Source organism: Pseudonocardia tropica, from assembly GCF_040105315.1.
Lineage (GTDB): Bacteria > Actinomycetota > Actinomycetes > Mycobacteriales > Pseudonocardiaceae > Pseudonocardia > Pseudonocardia alni.
This window is the reverse complement of sequence record NZ_JBEDNP010000004.1, coordinates 347,773-365,625: the sequence shown is the minus strand read 5'-3', so window position 1 is coordinate 365,625 and position 17,853 is coordinate 347,773. Positions and strand designations below refer to the sequence as shown.

At 75.6% G+C, this 17,853-nt stretch carries 15 protein-coding genes; 7 read left to right on the top strand and 8 right to left on the bottom strand.

Annotation, left to right across the window (positions count from 1 at the left end):
* Positions 1-33: 33 nt before the first annotated feature.
* The 5 genes from WHI96_RS09555 to WHI96_RS09535 all read right to left on the bottom strand — a co-directional run bounded on the left by WHI96_RS09555 (position 34) and on the right by WHI96_RS09535 (position 6,321).
* Positions 34-870, bottom strand: coding sequence for an ABC transporter permease (locus WHI96_RS09555; RefSeq protein WP_345651964.1), 837 nt, complete (start codon positions 868-870; stop codon positions 34-36).
* Positions 867-1,910, bottom strand: a complete 1,044-nt coding sequence (locus WHI96_RS09550) for an aliphatic sulfonate ABC transporter substrate-binding protein (protein WP_345651967.1) — start codon at positions 1,908-1,910, stop codon at positions 867-869. The genes WHI96_RS09555 and WHI96_RS09550 overlap by 4 nt, the downstream gene beginning before the upstream one ends.
* Positions 1,907-2,719, bottom strand: a complete 813-nt coding sequence (locus tag WHI96_RS09545) for an ABC transporter ATP-binding protein (RefSeq protein WP_345651970.1) — start codon at positions 2,717-2,719, stop codon at positions 1,907-1,909. The genes WHI96_RS09550 and WHI96_RS09545 overlap by 4 nt, the downstream gene beginning before the upstream one ends.
* A 251-nt stretch (positions 2,720-2,970) precedes the next feature.
* Entirely contained in the window at positions 2,971-5,280 is a 2,310-nt protein-coding gene (locus tag WHI96_RS09540) for an arylsulfatase (protein WP_345651973.1), read from the bottom strand.
* A gap of 99 nt (positions 5,281-5,379) precedes the next feature.
* Positions 5,380-6,321, bottom strand: coding sequence for a TauD/TfdA dioxygenase family protein (locus tag WHI96_RS09535; RefSeq protein WP_345651976.1), 942 nt, complete (start codon positions 6,319-6,321; stop codon positions 5,380-5,382).
* A gap of 297 nt (positions 6,322-6,618) precedes the next feature.
* Between WHI96_RS09535 and WHI96_RS09530 the strand changes: the two genes are divergently transcribed.
* From WHI96_RS09530 to WHI96_RS09505, 6 genes are all read left to right on the top strand, one after another.
* Positions 6,619-6,756, top strand: a complete 138-nt coding sequence (locus tag WHI96_RS09530) for a putative leader peptide (protein ID WP_345651979.1) — start codon at positions 6,619-6,621, stop codon at positions 6,754-6,756.
* 270 nt (positions 6,757-7,026) lie between these two features.
* Positions 7,027-8,442, top strand: coding sequence for an ROK family protein (locus tag WHI96_RS09525; protein ID WP_345651982.1), 1,416 nt, complete (start codon positions 7,027-7,029; stop codon positions 8,440-8,442).
* The gene (locus WHI96_RS09520; RefSeq protein ID WP_345651985.1) at positions 8,439-10,061 is read left to right on the top strand and encodes an ABC transporter substrate-binding protein; all 1,623 of its coding nucleotides are present in this window, start codon (positions 8,439-8,441) and stop codon (positions 10,059-10,061) included. Before WHI96_RS09525 ends, WHI96_RS09520 begins: the two co-directional genes overlap by 4 nt.
* 1 nt (position 10,062) lies before the next feature.
* On the top strand, positions 10,063-11,022 hold the full coding sequence (locus tag WHI96_RS09515) for an ABC transporter permease (RefSeq protein WP_345651988.1): 960 nt from the start codon (positions 10,063-10,065) through the stop codon (positions 11,020-11,022).
* Positions 11,019-11,906, top strand: coding sequence for an ABC transporter permease (locus WHI96_RS09510; RefSeq protein ID WP_345651991.1), 888 nt, complete (start codon positions 11,019-11,021; stop codon positions 11,904-11,906). The genes WHI96_RS09515 and WHI96_RS09510 overlap by 4 nt, the downstream gene beginning before the upstream one ends.
* The gene (locus WHI96_RS09505) at positions 11,903-13,531 is read left to right on the top strand and encodes a dipeptide ABC transporter ATP-binding protein (RefSeq protein ID WP_345651994.1); all 1,629 of its coding nucleotides are present in this window, start codon (positions 11,903-11,905) and stop codon (positions 13,529-13,531) included. Before WHI96_RS09510 ends, WHI96_RS09505 begins: the two co-directional genes overlap by 4 nt.
* Before the next feature lie 69 nt (positions 13,532-13,600).
* Here WHI96_RS09505 and WHI96_RS09500 read toward each other — a convergent pair whose 3' ends face one another.
* The 3 genes from WHI96_RS09500 to WHI96_RS09490 form a co-directional block, all read right to left on the bottom strand.
* A complete protein-coding gene (locus WHI96_RS09500; RefSeq protein ID WP_345651997.1) occupies positions 13,601-14,992 on the bottom strand; it encodes an LLM class flavin-dependent oxidoreductase in 1,392 nt (463 codons plus the stop codon).
* Positions 14,989-16,215 (bottom strand): acyl-CoA dehydrogenase family protein, encoded by a 1,227-nt coding sequence (locus tag WHI96_RS09495; RefSeq protein ID WP_345652000.1) that lies wholly within the window; start codon positions 16,213-16,215, stop codon positions 14,989-14,991. Before WHI96_RS09495 ends, WHI96_RS09500 begins: the two co-directional genes overlap by 4 nt.
* Before the next feature lie 173 nt (positions 16,216-16,388).
* Entirely contained in the window at positions 16,389-16,538 is a 150-nt protein-coding gene (locus WHI96_RS09490) for a putative leader peptide (RefSeq protein WP_345652003.1), read from the bottom strand.
* 140 nt (positions 16,539-16,678) lie between these two features.
* Between WHI96_RS09490 and WHI96_RS09485 the strand changes: the two genes are divergently transcribed.
* Positions 16,679-17,839 (top strand): LLM class flavin-dependent oxidoreductase, encoded by a 1,161-nt coding sequence (locus WHI96_RS09485; protein WP_345652006.1) that lies wholly within the window; start codon positions 16,679-16,681, stop codon positions 17,837-17,839.
* The last annotated feature ends 14 nt before the right edge of the window (positions 17,840-17,853 follow it).

The window sequence follows — 17,853 nt, the reverse complement described above, 5'->3', positions numbered from 1 at the left end:
CCGTCGCGCTGGTGCTGCCGGCCGCGGTGCGGGTCAGGTCCAGCGGCGCAGCAGCGCCCGCTCGGCCAGACCGAGCAGCGCGTCGGTGAGCTTCCCCAGCACCGCGAGCAGCACGATCGCCAGCAGGAGGATGTCGGTGCGCCCGGTGTTCTGGCTGTCGATCAGCAGGAACCCGAGCCCGATCGACGACGCGATCAGCTCCGCCGCGACCAGGAACAGCCAGCCCTGTGCGAGACCGAGCCGCAGCCCGGCGAGCGCGGGCGGCGCGATCGCCGGCAGCTGCACCTGCAGGAACAGCCGCAGGCCCGAGCGACCGTAGGCGCGGCCGACCTCGAGGAGCCGGTGGTCGACGTGGTCGAGTGCCGCCGCGACCGTCGTGTAGACGGGGAAGAACGCCCCGATCGCCACGAGCGTGACCTTCGGGGTCTCGCCGATGCCGAGCCACAGGAGCAGCAGCGGCACCCAGGCCAGCGAGGGCACCGCACGCAGCGCCTGCACGGTGGGGGCGAGGAGGGCCCGTACCCGGGTGGAGAGCCCGACGAGCCCGCCCAGCAGCACACCCGCCCCCGCGCCCGCGGCGAAACCGAGCAGCACCCGTTGCACGCTGATCGCGACGTGCTGCCACAGCTCGCCGCGTCCGGCGAGCTCGCCGAGCGCGGCGGCGACGTCCAGCGGGGCGGGCAGCTGCGCGGGGGAGAACCGTCCGGACGCCGCGAGCAGGTGCCAGCCGAGGACCAGCAGGACCGGCAGCACGAGGCCGGCGGCGGCGCCGGTGAGCAGCCTGCGACGCGCCGGCCGGTCCGGGGCGGCCGGTCCCGGCTGCGCCGGAGCCGGTGTCCGGCGGGTGCCGGTGGCCCCGGCGACGGTCACGGCCTGCTCCCGTCCGACCGGGTACCGGCGGCCTGCTCGGCGAAACGCGGCTCGAACAGGGTGTCCAGCGCGGTCCGGGCATCGCTCTCGGAGCGGACCAGGTTCTCCGACACCAGGATCGGCAGCAGTCGCTCCAGTACCGCCCGCTGGTCGGGGCCGGGCACCGGGTCGATGTCGAGCCGGGTGCGCTCGGTGAGCTGCTTGCGGGCGACGGCCGGGTCGATGGACGCGGCCCGGGCCAGCGTCGCCACGGCCTCGTCGGGGTTCTCGGCGATCCAGGCCCGGGCCCGCTCGTAGGCCCGCACGACGACGGCCGCGGTGTCCGGGTCGCGTTCCAGGAACGACTCGGTGGCGTTGAGCAGCCCGTAGGAGTTGAAGTCCAGGTTGCGGTAGATCAGCCGCGACCCCGCGGAGAGCTCGGACTGCGCCATGAACGGGTCGAGACCGGCCCAGGCGTCGACGTCGCCCCGCTCCAGCGCGGTGCGCCCGTCGGAGTGCTGCAGGTTCACGATCTCGACGTCGTCGCGGTCGAGCCCGGCCCGGGCCAGGGTCTGCACCAGGAAGAAGTACGGGTCGGTGCCCTGGGTGACGGCGACCTTGCGCCCGCGCAGCTGCGCCGGGTCGGTGATCGCCGATCCGGCGGGCACCACGATCGCGGACCACTCCGGCCGGGAGTAGACGTCGATCGAGCGGATCGGTGAGCCGTTGGCGCGGGCCAGCAGCGCCGGGGTGCCCGCCGTCGAGCCGACGTCGATCACCCCGGCCCGCAGGTTCTCGTTGGCCTTGTTCGACCCCTGCGAGAGCACCCACTGCACGTTGTCCTGGCCGAGCTCCTGCTCCAGCCAGCCCTGCTCGCGGATCACCAGGCTCTCGGGGTTGTAGTAGGCGTAGTCCAGCCGGACCGCGGCCGGTCCGCCTCCGGCGTCCCCGGCGACGGTGCCGTCGGCGTTCTCCCCGGCCGCGCACCCGGCGAGCAGCAGCAGGGCGAGCAGGGCGGGCAGGACGGTGCGCAGCGGGCGCATGGTCGGTCTCCCGTTCATCGCTGGGTGGGGATACGGCTGTGCTGGGCGGGGACGCCGAGGCGGGACAGCAGGTCCGCGCGCAGCGCCGCCGCGGCGGGGTCGGAGCGGTCGCGGGGGCGCGGTGACGGCGGACGCAGCGTGTGCACCACCGCGGCACCGCGGTCGGGGTCCGCCCGCCCGAGGACGACGACCCGGTCGGCGAGGTGCAGGGCCTCGTCGACGTCGTGGGTCACGAGCAGCACGGTCGCCCCGGAGGCGCGCTGCAGGTCGTCGACCAGGTCCTGCATCCGCAGCCGGGTCAGTGCGTCGAGCGCGGCGAACGGCTCGTCCAGCAGCAGCACCCCGGGGGTGCGGACGAGCGCGCGGGCGAGCCCGGCCCGCTGGGCCATGCCGCCGGAGACGGCCCGTGGCCGGTACCCGGCGAACTCGGTGAGCCCCACCGCGTCCAGCGCGCGGGCGACGGCGTCGGCCCGCTCGGCCCGGGGCGTGCGGTCCGGCAGGCCGAACGCGACGTTGTCGGCGAGGGTGCGCCAGGGCAGCAGCCGCGGCTCCTGGAAGACGACGGCGGCTCGGCCCTGCACCCCGGTGACCGGGTCGTCGTCGACCCGTACCTCCCCGGCGGAGGGGTGGTCGAGCCCGGCGACGAGCCGGAGCAGCGTCGACTTCCCGCAGCCGGAGGCGCCGAGCAGGGCGACGACCTCCCCGGCGGCGACGTCGAGTTCGACCCGGTCGAGGACGACGCGGCGGTCCGGACCGGCACCGAAGGCGCGGTCGACGGCGGTCAGGCGGACGGATACGGGCGGGGCCCACGATGTGGCGGTCTGCACGACGGGTGTCCTGTTCGGAGCGGGACGCGGCGGGAGGGGAGGTCGCGTCGGGCCGGACAGGTCGCGCCCGCCTGGTACCCGAGGTCGAGCCAGATGCGGCCGACCAGCAGGTCGCCGTGACTCGCCCCGGTGTGTCGCACGCGATCGACCATACGAACGGGTGAACGGATCCGGAAGGCGTGGGTGAGGTTCGTCGGTTCCGTGCGGATCCGGGGCGGGTCTGTGTTCTACTGCGTCACCCGGCCGAGTGGTCAGTCCGCCCGGGACGCGGCCTCGGCGGTGACCGCGCGGACGACCTCGTCCGGCACGACGCGGGCCCCCGGCCGGTAGGTCACCGAGCGCAGGTCGCCGGTGAACCGGAAGATCCCGCGCCGCCGTCGCAGCTCCAAGGACACCGGTCCGCGGGCGTCGCGGCCGACGGAGACGCCCGTCCAGGGCGCCATCCCGGTCAGCGCCCACCGGTCGGGCAGCGCGGCGACCGGCGCCCCGTCGGCGGAGACGGCGAGGTGCCAGCGCAGGTCCGGGCTCGCCGTCACGGACAGGACGACCGCGCGGGCCCCGGCCGGGGCCGGGCCGTCCGCGGTGGACACCCGCCCGCCCGCGTTGTGCAGCACGACCAGCCGCCCGTCCTCGACGGCCAGCAGGTAGCCGCCGAACGCGTCACCGTGCGCGACGAGGACGCCCTCGTCGCCCGGGGCGAGCCCGCCGAGGGCGACCTCGACGTCGAACGACCGGAACGCGACGAGCTGCGCGGACCGGTAGCGCTCCAGCACCGGGGTGCCGGGCAGGATCCGCACCGGCTCGGTCAGGCGCGCCTCGCCCGGCCGTCGCACCGCCAGGTCCCCGCGGTCGAGCAGCGGGAACACGGTGTTCTCCCAGGCGGCGCGCTCCCAGGCCGCGGCGAGTTCGGCGACCCGCTGCGGGTGGGCCGCGGCGAGGTCGACCAGCTCGGCGGGGTCGGTGCGCACGTCGTACAGCGCCCAGGCCGGGTCGTCGATGCCCCGCTCACCGGGTTCGTGGCGGGCGAGCAGCTTCCAGCCGTCGCGGTAGAACCCCCGGTGCCCGCCCATCTCGGAGTACTGCTCGCGGTGCGGGCTCGCGATCACCTCGCCGCGCAGGAACCCGCCCAGGTCGACGCCGTCGGGTTCGGCGGTCGGCGTGCCCGCGCGCTCGGCGAGCCGGGGCACCCCGGTCAGCGCGAGCAGCGTCGGGACCAGGTCGGTGACGTAGGTGTAGTCGCGCAGCACCCCGCCGGCGGGCAGACCCCGGGGCCAGGACACCAGCAGCGGCACCCGCACCCCGCCGGCGTAGGTCTGTCCCTTGTAGAAGCGGAACGGGGTGTTCGACACCTGGCCCCAGCCGCGCGGGTAGTGCACGCCGAGCTCCTCGGAGCCGATGAGCGACTCGTCGTGGTCGACGTCGGGCTCCCAGTCGCCGGGGACGGGGTGGTGCACGAAGCGGGTGAGGTAGCTGCGGGTGCCCTCCGGGCCGCCCTCGGCGGTGCCGCCGTTGTCGGAGGTGAACACGATGATGGTGTCCTCGAGCTCGCCCAGCTCGTCGAGCAGGGCGGTGACCCGGCCGAGCGAGGCGTCCACGGTGGACACCATGGCCGCGTAGACCTCCATGTAGCGGGCGTAGCGGCGGCGTTCGTCGGGCGAGAGCGACTCCCACGGCGGCACGTCGTAGCCGGGTTCGGGGTTGCGCGGGGCCTGCCGCGTGCCGGCCGGGAACAGGCCGCGGTCGAGCTGGCGGGCGAAGCGCGCCTCGCGCACGGCGTCCCACCCGGCGGCGTAGCGGCCCTCCTGGGCGGCGAGGTCGACGGCCGGTACCTGCAGGGGGCCGTGCATCGCGACGTGCGCGAGGTAGAGCAGGAAGGGCTTGTCGGCGTCGTGCGCACGCAGCTCGGAGATCATCGCCAGTGACCGCTCGGTGAGGTCGTCGGTGACGTAGTAGCCGGGCGGGTACTCGTCGACGTCGAGGGCGTGCTCGTCCACGGTCACCTGGTTGGGGTGGAAGAAGGAGTTCAGCCCCTCCAACGAGCCGTGGTAGCGGTCGAACCCGCGCCGGGTCGGCCAGGAGCCGCGGGGGCGGCCGGGCGCGAGGTCCGCGTCGCGGACCAGGTGCCACTTGCCGACGGCGAAGGTGGCGTAACCGCCGGCGCGCAGGTGCTCGGCGAGGGTCGCGGCGTCGTCGCCCAGCTCCAGGCGGACGCCGGGGAAGCCGGGGTCGGCGTTGGCGACCCAGCCGTAGCCCGCGCGGTGCGGGTTGAGCCCGGTCAGCAGCGCGGCCCGGGCGGGGGAGCACAGCGGTGCGGTGTGGTGCTCGGCCAGGGTCAGCCCGGCCTCGGCGAGCCGGTCCAGGTGCGGGGTGGGGATCTCCGAGCCGTAGGGGCCGATGTCGCTGTAGCCCATGTCGTCGACGACGACCACGACGACGTTCGGTCGCCGGACCCGCTCGGGCTCGGGCGGCCACCAGCGCGTCGAGGTCGCGGCGGTGCGGCCGACGGTGCCGCCGAACCCCGCGTAGCCGCGGGGGGCGGGGGGCGGGGGGTCGGTGGGCACGGCGGGACCTCCGGGACGGGGACGGTGGGGCGCGGGCGGACGGGTGACGCGCACCGGCCCGGTGTCCGCGGGTGCGGGCGCCGGGCCGGTGGGCGGGGTTCAGTTCGTGTAGTGCGAGGAGTCGCCGGTGCGCACGACGCTGCGCGCCCCGCTGGGCGAGACCGGGATGTCGCCGGCCAGGGTGATCCGGCGCAGCGCGCGGTGGTGGTCGTCGTAGTCGGCGACGGCGTAGTGCTGGGTCGCGCGGTTGTCGAACAGCACGAAGTCGCCGTCGGACCAGTTCCAGCGCACCGTGTTCTCCAGCCGGACGATCCGGTCCTGGAGCAGGTGGTAGACGGTCTGGGACTCCTTGGAGTTCAGCCCGACGAACTCCCGGACGAAGTGGCCGAGCACGAGCACCCGCTCGCCGGTCTCCGGGTGGACGCGCACGACCGGGTGCTCGGTCTCGTAGGTGGTGGAGCGGAACTCGGCGCGGTAGGCGGCGATCCGGTCGTCGTCCTGCGCGGTGGTGGTGGTCTCGGCGTCGCGGGCGTAGTCGAAGGCGTTGGTGTGCACCGCCCAGAGCTCGTCGACCAGGTTCTTCAGCGGCAGCGGCAGCGACGCGTAGGCGGCGCCGGTGTTGGCGAACACGGTGGTGCCGCCGTAGGGCGGCAGGTCCAGCGTGCGCAGCGAGCTGATCGCGGGGATGCGGTCGACGAAGGTGACGTCGGTGTGCCAGCTGTTGGCCTTGCTGCGGTCGGAGTCGACCGGCAGCACGTGGGTCTTCTCGCCGCGGACGGTCGGGTGGGCGGTGGTGGGGCTGCCGAACAGCGAGACGAACGCGAGGTGCGACTCGTCGTCGAGGTGGCCCTGGCCGCCGAAGAACAGTGCCTTGTGCTCCAGCAGCGCCGCGCGCAGCGTGGCGACGGTGGCGGCGTCGAGGTCGCCGCCCAGACGGACGCCCTCGACGCGGGCGCCGATGCGCCCGCCGACCTTGCGCACGACGGGCTGCGCGGGAGCGTTGGTGGTGGTGGTGGTGGGGTTCTCGGCCTGCAGGGTCATCGGATCTCCAGACGGGGGGTGCGGGCGGCCCGGGGACGCCGGTCGCGGCGGCAGGGGGCGGGAGGACGCCGGCGGGCGGGCCGCTCCCCGTCCACTCCGGACGGAGCGGGGGAGCGGGGCGCCACGGCTCCGGCACGTCGACGACGGTAGGGAGGCGCCCGTGGCGGCGGCAACGGTTGCGCTCACGCCGATCCCAACCCCCGCGCCGGAACCGCGCGGACCGCGGTTGTCAATGTGATCCGCTGCGGTGATTCCAGGCGTCGACCCGGTCTCCGGACCGCTGCTAGCGTCACCGGTGTGAGTGACGACCGCGACCGCCCCGGGCCGCGGCCCGGCGTGCGCCGTGGCCTGGTCACCGGCGTCCTGCCCTTCCTGGTGCTGCGCCGCCACGTCGACCTGTGCCGCACGGCGACCGCGCTCTGTCGACCCGCCTGAGCAACCCGACGCCCTGACGCGTCCCGCGACCCCGGAGCGGGCGCGGCGCCACCGCACCGCGGTCCCGCCGCACCGTCCCGCCCGGTCCGCGCACCCCGATCGATCGGCCCCGCCGGGTCCACGTCCCACCGGCGCCGCCGTGCCCCGACCGTCCGCCGCCTGCGGGCCGGACGGGGCCCGCCGACACCCAGGACCACCCGGCCACCGCGCGCCGCGGACCCCACCGAGGGGCCCGCCGCGGCGCCGTGGCCCGCGCACCGAGGACCGCCGATGCCCGGCCCCACCACGCCCGGACCCCCTCCCGACCCCCCGTCCGCACCAGCCGACCCGGCCACCCGCCCGTCGGCCCGTGCCCGACCGCACCACGGGCGCCACGTCGGGGGGCACCGTCCCACCCGCCGCGCCGTCGTGCGCGCCGCGCCGCCCGAGCCGGTCACCGGGGCCGGTGTGCCCGCCGCCGCGGCGGTGCTCGGCGCCGTGCGGCGGGCCGGGGTGGTGTTCCGCGACGAGCTCGTCACCGCCACCGGGCTGTCGCACGCGACGGTGAACCGCCAGGTCGTCGCGCTCATCGCCGCCGGGGTGGTCCGCGAGCGGCCCGACCTCGTGCCCACGGGCACGGTCGGCAGGCCCCGCATCCCGCTGGAGATCGACACCGACCGGTTCGGCGTGCTCGGCCTGCACGTCGGCCTGCACCGGACCACGCTCGCCGTCGGTGACCTGCGGGGCACCGTGCTGTCGGCGACCGACGTGCCCACCCCGCGCGACTCCGAGCCCGGCACGGCGCTGGCGGGCCTCGCCGCGCGGCTGCGGCGGTTCGCCGCCCGCGGCCCGGGCCGCACCGTGCTGCAGGTCGGCCTCGTCGTCGGCGGTCAGGTGTCGGGCGAGCGCGACCGGTTCGGCCACCCCCGGCTCGGCTGGGACCCCGCCCCGCTCGCCGACATCGTCGACCGCGTCGGGCTGCCCGGCGTCGTCGTCCCGCAGATCGAGGCGATGGCCGGGGCCGAGTCGCTGCTGTCCCCGCACGTCGACGACGGCACCACCCTGCACATCTACGCCCGCGAGGCGGTGGGCGCCGTCCTCACCGTCGACGGCCACGTGCACGCACCCGCGGGCGGGCCGGGCACCATCAGCCACCTGCCCGTCGGCGGGGACGGCGTGCTCGGCCGGGAGCCCTGCCACTGCGGGCGCACCGGCTGCCTCGAGGCCGCCGCGGGGGACTCCGCGGTCGCCCGCGCCGCGCACGCGGCCGGCATCGTCGACGCGCCGGTGATCGAGAAGGTGGTCACCGCGGCCGAGGGCGGCGACCGCCGTGCCCACGACCTGCTCGCCGAGCGGGCCGCGCTACTCGGCCGCGGTGTCGCCCTGGTCCGCGACGTGCTCAACCCCGACCGCGTCGTCCTCGCCGGGCAGGCGTTCACCGCCTACCGGGCCGGGCTCGCGCACGTCTCGCGCAGCTTCGCCGCCGCCAGCGCACTCCCCCCGATCAGCCTGCAGGCGGGCACCTTCGGCTCCGCGCTGCAGGCGGTCGCCGCCTGCACCGCGGGCCTGCGTCCCGTCTACGCCGACCCGCTCGGCACCACCCGCCGCGCCACCGCGCGCGGTCCCCACCACCCCGTCGCCGCATCCGTCCCGGCCCAGCCGCGCGGCGACGCGGACTCCACCACCCGAGAGGCGAACCACCGATGACCCCCCGACTCCTGACCTCCCCGCTCGACCGGCGCAGCCTGCTGCGCCGCGCCGGACTCGGTGCCCTGGTCGCCGGCGCGGCCGGCGCGGGCCTGACCGGGTGCGCCTCCGCCGTCGACGAGCGCCGCGCCGCCGGGAACGCCGCCGCGAGCGCGCCGGTGCGCGGCGGGACCCTGAAGCTGGCCGTCCGGACCGACCTGGTGCCCGGCAACTTCCTCACCAACTCCAACGACGGCGTCACCACCACCGTCGGCCTGGTCTACGACACCCTGGTGCGCCGGCCGAACACCGAGTTCGAGCCGCGGCCGCGGCTCGCGACGTCCTGGGAGATCAGCCCGGACGGCCGCACGGTGACCCTGCAGCTGCGCGACGACGTGTTCTTCCACGGGCGCGGCACCGAGCGCGGCCGGCCGTTCACCTCGAAGGACGTCGAGTTCTCGATCCGCACCTACGCCGACCCGAAGTGGATCGCGCAGCTGCGCAGCACCGCCGCCGCGGTCACCTCGTTCGACACCTCGCAGCCGCACCGGGTGGTGCTGGGCCTCGCGGACCCCCTGTCGAACATCCTCGACCTGCTCGACACCGTCCCGATCCTGGACTCCGAGACCATCGACGCGCTCGGGCGGGGCGAGGCGTTCGTCGGGACCGGCCCGTTCCGGTTCGAGTCCTGGACCCCGAACACCTCGATCGCCTACGTGCGCAACGAGCACTTCCGCGACCCCGAGCGGCCCTACCTCGACCGGGTCGAGCTGAGCATCGGCGGCGACGCCCAGGCACTGCTGGCCGGCCTGCGGTCGAACCGGTTCGACGTCGTCAACGGGCTCCCGTTCCGCGACATCGCGACCCTCGACGCGGCCGAGGGCTTCCACGCGATCACCCTGGAGGGCGCCGAGCTGCAGACCTACGTCGGGGCGAACGTCACCGCCCCCGGGCTGTCCGACGTGCGGGTCCGCCAGGCCGTGGCCTACGCCGTCGACCGGCAGCGGGTCGTCGACGAGGTGCTCCGCGGCTCCGGCTACCCGGTCAACCTGCCGTGGCCGAAGAGCTCCCCGGCCTACGACGAGGCCCGCAACGCCACCTACTCCCGCAACCTCGACCGGGCCCGCGCGCTCGTCGCGGAGGTCGGCACCGTGCCGCCGCAGCCGCTGACGTTCCAGGCCAACCACCCCGTCCACGAGCCGGTGGCGCAGATCGTGCAGGCGAACCTCGCCGAGATCGGCATCACCACCACGCTGCAGCCGGTCGAGGCCGCGCAGTTCGTGAAGCAGCTGATCGGCGCCCAGTTCCCCGGGCTGTGGACGACGTTCCACTCGTGGGCCCAGCACACCCCGTCGACGCTGACCGTCAGCGCCTACCCCTTCAACGCGCAGAAGAACGCCTCGCGGTTCGTCTCGCCCGACTACCAGCGCGCCGCCGCCACCGCGTGGACGCTGCCCGCGACCGACACCGCGGGCCTCGGCCGCGCCTACACGGCGCTGTCCGACGAGCTGCTCGAGCACCTGTTCCTCGTCGAGATCGGGGTCGTGCTGAACCAGTTCGCCGCCTCGGACCGGGTCCAGGGCGTCGGCTGGACCAAGCGGTCCGAGATCGACCTCACCGACGCGTTCACGGCGGCCTGAGGTGCTGCGCTTCGTCGTCTCCCGGCTGCCGTCCGCGGTCGCGGTGCTGTTCCTCGCCTCGGTGCTGATCTTCGGTCTGCTGCGACTGGTCCCGGGCGACCCGGCGACCACGCTGGCCGGGCCGGACGCCTCGCCCGAGGTGGTCGAGGCGATCCGGGTCTCCCTCGGGCTCGACCGGCCGGTGTGGGAGCAGTACGTGCTGTGGCTGGGGAACGTCCTCACCGGGGACCTGGGCCGGTCGTACCTGATCGGCGGCGAGATCGGCACCCTGGTGGCGGCCGGTCTGGTGAACACGCTCTGGCTGGCCGTCACCGCGCTCGTCCTGGCCGTGGTGCTGTCGCTGGTCGTCGGCGTCGCCGCGGTGCTCTCGCGCGCCCGCTGGGTCGACACCGTCGTCACCGGGTTCACCACCCTCGCCCTGGCCGTGCCGACTTTCGTCACCGGTGTGGCGCTGGTGCTGGTGTTCGCCGTCGCGCTGCCCGTCCTCCCGTCCGGCGGGACGCCGCCGGACGGGTTCCTCGCCCGGCCCGGCATCACCTGGCAGTACCTGCTGCTGCCCGCGGTGTGCCTGGCCCTGCCGGTGGCGGGGGCGCTGTCGCGCTTCGTCGTGGAGTCGCTGCGCACCGAGCTCGCGCAGCCCTACGTCCTCACCGCCCGCGCGCTGGGCGTGCCGCGACGACGCCTGGTGCTCGCCCACGCGCTGCCCGCCGCGCTCCCGACCGTCGTCACGGTGCTGGGGCTGCAGGTCGGCAACCTGCTCGGCGGGGCCGTGCTCGTCGAGCTGATCTTCACCTGGCCCGGCCTGGGGCAGCTCGTCGAGCAGGGCATCAGCCGTCGCGACTACCCGGTGGTGCAGGTCCTGCTGCTGCTCTCGGTCGCGGTGTTCGTCGCCGTCCAGCTGGTCACCGACATCCTGTACGCCGCGCTGGACCCGCGGGTGCGGATCGGAGGGAACGCATGACCGTCACCGCCCCCACCGGGCTCGTCCCGGCCCCGGCCCCCGCGGCCCGGCCCGGCGTCCCCCGCCGCCCGCACCCGCTGTCCGCGCTGCGGCGCGGACGCGGGCTCGTCGGCACGGTGCTCGTCGGTGTCGTGGTCCTGGCCGGGCTCGCCGCACCGCTGCTGGCGCCCTACGACCCGCTCGCGCAGATCCCGGGGGCGAACCTGCTGCCCGCGTCGGCGACGCACTGGCTCGGCACGGACGAGGTCAACCGCGACGTGTTCAGCCGCACCCTGTACGGCATCCTCGCGAACCTCGGGATCATCGCTGTGGCCGTGCCCCTGGGCGCGGTCACGGGGGCACTGGTCGGGCTCGTGTCGAGCCTGTCGGCGGCCGTCGACGTCGTCGCCCAGCGGGTGTTCGACGTGCTGCTCGCCTTCCCGGTCCTGATCCTCGGCATCGCGCTGGCCGCGGTGCTCGGGCCGGGCGCGACGACGGTGGTCGTGGTGATCGTCGCCGCCGAGATCCCGATCTTCGGCCGGCTCCTGCGGGGCGCCGCGCTGCGCGTCCGGGAGACGCCCTACGTCGAGGCCGCCACCGTCGTCGGGGCCGGGCGCTGGTGGGTGTTGCGCCGCCACGTCCTCCCCAACGCCGCCGAGCCCGCCGGGGTGCAGGTCGCGGTCTCGCTGTCCGTCGCCGTCTTCGTGGAGAGCGCCATGAGCTTCATCGGGATCGGGGTCCGGCCGCCGGACCCGTCGCTCGGGTCGATCGTCGCCGACTCGGTGCAGTACCTCGACGTCAACCCGGCGATGGCGCTCGGCCCGCTGGTCGTAATCACCACGCTGACGCTCGGGTTCCTGCTCGTCGCCCAGGCCCTCGCGGCGGGACGGCGGGTGGCCGGATGAGCCCCGTGCTGACGGTGCGCGACCTGCGCATCTCCTTCGGCGACACTCCCGCCGTCGACGGCGTCGACCTCACCGTGCGCCGCGGCGAGGTCGTCGCCCTGGTCGGGGAGTCCGGGTCGGGCAAGACCCTGACGGCCCGCTCGGTACTCGGCCTGCTGCCCGACGCCGCGACGGCGACCGGCTCGGTCGAGCTCGCCGGCGAACCGCTGCTCGGTGCGTCGGAGGAGGCGCTGGACCGGGTCCGCGGGACCCGCGCCGCGATGGTGTTCCAGGAGCCGCAGACCGCGCTCAACCCGGTGCGCACGGTCGGCTGGCAGCTCGTCGAGGCGATCCGTGCCCACGCCCGGGTGCCGCGCGCACAGGCCCGCCGGCGCGCGGTGGAGCTGCTGCGCCTGGTCGACCTGCCGGACCCGGAACGCCGCGTGCGCGCCTATCCGCACCAGCTCTCCGGCGGCCAGAAGCAGCGCGTCGTGATCGCCCTGGCACTGGCCGGGGAGCCGGACCTGCTGCTGGCCGACGAGCCGACGACCGCGCTCGACGTCACCGTGCAGGCCCGGATCCTGGAGCTGCTGCGCGACCTGCGCGACAGCACCGGTGTCGGGGTCCTGCTGGTGACCCACAACATGGGCGTGGTCGCGGAGCTCGCCGACCGGGTCGTGGTGCTGCACCGCGGCCGGGTCGTGGAGCAGCGCCCGGTCGCCGACCTGTTCGACCGTCCCGCCACCGACTACACCCGTGCGCTGCTGGCCGCGGTGCCGTCGCTGCCCGACCGGCCCCGGGGACGTGCCGCGACGGCGGTCTCCCGGAGCGCCACCGTCCCCACGCCGCGCGAGGCCGAGGGGCCGGTCCCGGTGCTGTCGTTGCAGGACCTGACGGTCGTGCATCCGGCGCGCCGCGGCAGGCCCGCGTTCCGCGCCGCGCACGCGGTGAGCCTCGACGTCGCCCCCGGCGAGGTCGTCGGGCTCGTCGGCGAGTCCGGCTCCGGCAAGACGACGATCGGCCGCGCCGCCGTCGGGCTGCTGCCGGCGGCGCAGGGCCGGGTCCTGCTCGACGGCACCGACCTCGCCGGCCTGTCCCGTTCCGGGCTGCGCCGGGTGCGCCGCGGCCTGGCGATGGTCCACCAGGACCCGGCGGCGTCGCTGGACCCGCGCCAGGCGGTGGGCGACTCCGTCGCGGAGCCGCTGCGGGTGCACGGCGCCCGCCCCGGTCCGGAGCTGCGCGACCGGGTCGGCGACCTGCTGGAGTCGGTACGCCTGCCCCGCGGGTTCGCGGCGCGCCGCCCCGGCGAGCTCTCCGGCGGGCAGCGCCAGCGGGTCGCGCTGGCCCGGGCGCTGTCGCTGTCACCGCGGCTGCTGGTCGCCGACGAGCCGACCAGCGCGCTCGACGTCTCGGTGCAGGCCGAGGTGCTGGAACTGTTCGCCGGGCTGCAGCGCGAGCTGGGCTTCGCCTGCCTGTTCGTCAGCCATGACCTCGCCGTCGTCGACGGGGTCGCCGACCGGGTCGCGGTCCTGCGGGCGGGGGAGGTCGTCGAGCTGGGCATCCCGTCGCAGGTGTTCGGCGCACCCGCGCACGACTACAGCCGCCGCCTCGTCGACGCCGTCCCGCGGATCCCGACCCGCGCCTGACCCTTCCCACCCGCCCCGGCCGTGCGGCGCGCGGCCGGGGCGGGTGGTCGCGGGCGCGGAGGTCGGGGCTCAGGTGTCGGACGCCCCGCGGCGACTGGCGTGCACCGCGGCGGGGTGGTCCGGGCGGACCCGGGCCTGCCCGGCGCCGTACAGGTGCTCGCGCAGCGTGGCCCCCTCGGGCTCGGTGGGCAGCACCCCGCGCCGTCGCAGCTCGGGCACCACGTGCTCGACGACGTCGGTGAAGGTCCCCGGTGTGATCGCGTAGGCGAGGTTGAACCCGTCGACGTCGGCGACCTGCGCCCAGCGCTCCATCTCGTCGGCGACCGTCTCCGGCCCGCCCACGACGACGGCGCCCATCCCGCCGATCCCGATGTGCTCGGCGATGGCCCGCGGCGTCCACTCCCGGTCGGGGTCCGCGGTGGTGAACAGCTCCACCGCGCTGCGGATGGCCTCGGTCTCGGCGAACCGCAGCGGCTCGTCCGGGTCCATCGTGGACAGGTCCAGGCCGGACCAGCCGCCGTAGAGGGTGAGCGCGCCCTCCAGGCTCACGTACCGCGAGAGGTCCGCGTAGCGCTCCCGTGCCTGCTCGTCGGTGGCCCCGGTGACCACCGTCAGCATCGTGAAGACCTTCACCGAGCGCGGGTCGCGCCCCTGCTCGGTGGTCTGCCGGCGCAGCTCGGCGACCCGCGGCGCGAGGCCCTCCGGGGTCGGGGAGATGACGAAGACGCCCTCGGCGTGCCGGGCGGCGAACGCGGTGCCCCGCGACGACGCACCCGCCTGGAAGATCGTCGGCGTGCGCTGCGGCGACGGCTCGGTCAGCCCGATGCCGGGCACGTCGAAGAACTCGCCCCGGTGCCCGATCGGCCGGACCTTCGCCGGGTCGGTGTAGACGCCCTTCTCCCGGTCGAGGAGCACCGCGTCGTCGTCCCAGGAGGCCTCCCACAGCTGGTAGGCGACCTCCATGAACTCGTCGGCGACGTCGTAGCGCCGGTCGTGCGGCACCTGCTTCTCCAGGCCCAGGTTGCGGGCCGCGGACTCCAGGTAGGAGGTCACGACGTTCCACGCGACCCGGCCCCGGGTGTAGTGGTCCAGCGTCGAGAACCGCCGCGCCAGCGCGTAGGGCTTCTCGTAGGTCAGCGAGACGGTGATCCCGAAGCCCAGCCGTTCGGTGACCGCGGCCATCGCCGACACGGCCAGGGTCGGGTCGCCGACGGGCACCTGCACGCCGTCGCGGATCGCCGGTTCCGGGCCGTCGCGGTAGACGTCGTAGAGGCCCACGACGTCGGCGACGAACAGGCTGGTGAACCCGCCCCGTTCCAGCAGCTGCGCCAGGTCGGTCCAGTAGCGCAGGTCGTGGAAGGTGTGCGAGCGGTCCTCGGGGTGGCGCCACAGACCGGGCGACTGGTGCCCGGCGCAGGTCATGTCGAACGCGTTGAGGTGCAGACGTCGCGGGCCGGTCATCGCTTGCCTGCGCTCCAGGCGTAGGGCAGGTCGGTGCCGTTGAGCACGTGGTCCCCGACCGCCTGCAGCTTGAAGATCAGCGGGTTGTGCGTGGAGATCACCCGGGCGTTGCGCCAGTGCCGGTCCAGGCGCAGCTTCTCCGAGGTGATCGACGCACCACCGACCTCGAACAGCTGGGTGGTGGCGTCGAGCACGGCCGGGATGACGGCGGCCTGGGCGTGGGCGACGTCGAGCTCCACGCGGTCGAGCAGCTCGGGGTCCTCCCCGCCCGCGTCGAGCAGCCGGTCGAGCTGGTCGGCGATGGTCAGCACCAGGGCCCGCGACGACCACGCCGCGGCGGACAACCGTCCGACGACCTGCTGCACCAGCGGGTCGTGGCGGGGCAGGTCGGCCGCGGCGTGGGTGAAGGTGCGGGTGCGCTCCCGCACCCAGCCTGCGACGTCGTCGGTGGCGCGCCGCGCGATGCCGGCGAGGACGGCGAGCTGGACGAGCTGCAGGTAGGAGGTGCCCCAGCCGCGGCCCACGGTGCCGTAGCCCGGCCCGAGGACCCGGTCGGCGGGCACGGCGACGTCGGTGAACACGGTGGTGCCGCTGGCGGTGAGGCGCTGTCCGAAGCCGTCCCAGTCGTCGTGCTGGGCGACGCCCTCGGCGTCACCGTCGACGAGCACCGAGACCCGCTCGCCGTCGAGGTCGGCGGCGACGAGGATCCGGTCGGAGTAGAGGCTGCCGGTCGAGTAGTACTTCGTGCCGTCGAGCCGGTAGCCGCCGTGGCCGTCCGGGGTCAGCACGGTCCGGTAGCGGTCGATCGCGCCGACGCCGGGCTCGGTGATGGCGTTGCCGACGAGTTCACCCCCGGCGACGGCGGCCAGCCGGGCGTCGCGGTCCGGGCCCGGGGCGGCGAGCAGCAGGTCGTCGACGTACCACCAGTGCACGCGCAGCGCCTGCGGCAGGTTCGACTCGGCGGCGGCCAGGTCGACCAGCAGCCGGAACTGCTGGCGGACCGTGGCGCCGTAGCCGCCGAGGGCGACGGGCAGCCGCAGCGCGCCGAAGCGCTCGGCCTGCAGCGCGGCGACCTCGTCGTGGGCGAGGGTGCGGCCCTGCTCACGGGCCACCGCGCCCTCGGCGATCCGGGCGAAGGCGGGCGCGAAGACGGCGTCGAGCTGCTCGTCGGTCCAGGCGGCGCGGCCGTCGGTGCCGGTGGGGGCGGGGGAGGTCGTGGTCACGGAGGTCCTTCCGGTGGGTCCGGTCGCGTGCCGGTGCACGACGACGGCGCGGGAGTGCCGGTGGGGGGAGCGGGCTGCGCCGGGCGCACCGGCGACCTCCGCGTGCAGGCGGACGTCGGGCGGGCCGGACCGGGTGACGGCTTCCGCGGTGGGCGGGACCCGGCGGGCTGGTCTCAGGCGCAGCGTGTCGGACGACGACAGAGCGCCGACGCCACGCGCGCGAGGTCGACATGCCCCCGCGTGGTCAGCAGCACCGATCCGGTCACGTCGTCACCGTAGCCGCCACCGCGGGCGCCGCCCAAGGCCGCGGCGATCCGGATCACCCGTGTCCTGCCTGGTGGGAGCCATGATCGCGGGGGTACGGACAGGTGTCCCGAGGAGTGGAAGGTCCACTGTGGAGCGGTGTGTGACCGGGGTCCCGGGCGTCTTGCGCGGCGCGGTGCCGCCCTGTTCCGTTCACCGGATGGGAGTCACCCTGCACTGGTTCCTGCCCACCATGGGCGACGGCCGTCACCTCGTCGGGGGAGGCCACGGCAACGCCACCGGCTCCGCCGGTGCCATCCGCCCCGCGTCGGTCGGCTACCTCGCCCAGGTCGCCCGCGCCGCGGAACAGGCCGGGTTCGACGGCGCGCTCACCCCCACCGGCGCCTGGTGCGAGGACGCCTGGCTGACCACGGCGATGCTCGTCGCCCACACCGAGCGGCTGAGGTTCCTCGTCGCGTTCCGCCCCGGGGCGATCTCCCCGACGCTCGCCGCGCAGCAGGCCGCCACCTTCCAGCGGCACTCCGGCGGGCGGCTGCTGCTCAACGTCGTCACCGGCGGCGAGTCGCGCGAGCAGCGCGCCTACGGCGACTTCCTCGACAAGGACGCCCGCTACGCCCGGACCGGCGAGTTCCTCTCGGTCGTGACCCGGCTGTGGCGCGGCGAGACCGTCGACCTCGACGGCGCATACGTCCGCGTGGAGTCCGCGTCGCTGTCCCGGCTGCCCGACCCGGTGCCGCCGGTGTACTTCGGCGGGTCATCCCCGGCGGCCGGCGACGTCGCCGCCGAGCACGCCGACGTGTACCTGACCTGGGGCGAGCCGGTCGACGCCGTCCGGGAGAAGATCGACTGGATCCGCGGGCTCGCCGCCGCGCGCGGGCGCAGCATGCGGTTCGGCATCCGGCTGCACGTGATCACCCGCGACACCGCCGACGAGGCCTGGGCGCAGGCGCACACGCTCCTCGACGCACTCGATCCGGCCACGATCGCGGGCGTGCAGGCGGGCCTGGCCGCCAGCGAGTCCGAGGGACAGCGCCGGATGCGGGCGCTGCACAACGGGTCGACCGACAACCTGACGATCGCCCCGAACCTCTGGGCCGGGGTCGGCCTGGTCCGCGGCGGCGCCGGCACCGCCCTGGTCGGCAGCCACACCGAGGTCGCCGACCGGATCGCCGAGTACCACGAGGCCGGCATCGACGAGTTCGTGCTGTCCGGGTACCCGCACCTGGAGGAGGCGTGGTGGATGGGGGAGGGCGTCATGCCGATCCTGCGCGGGCGCGGCCTGTGGACCCCGCCCGCCGGGGCCGGCGTGGAGGCCCCCGCGGCGCGGTCGGTGCCGTTCGCCGCGGACTACCGGACCTGACCGGGGGCCGTCGC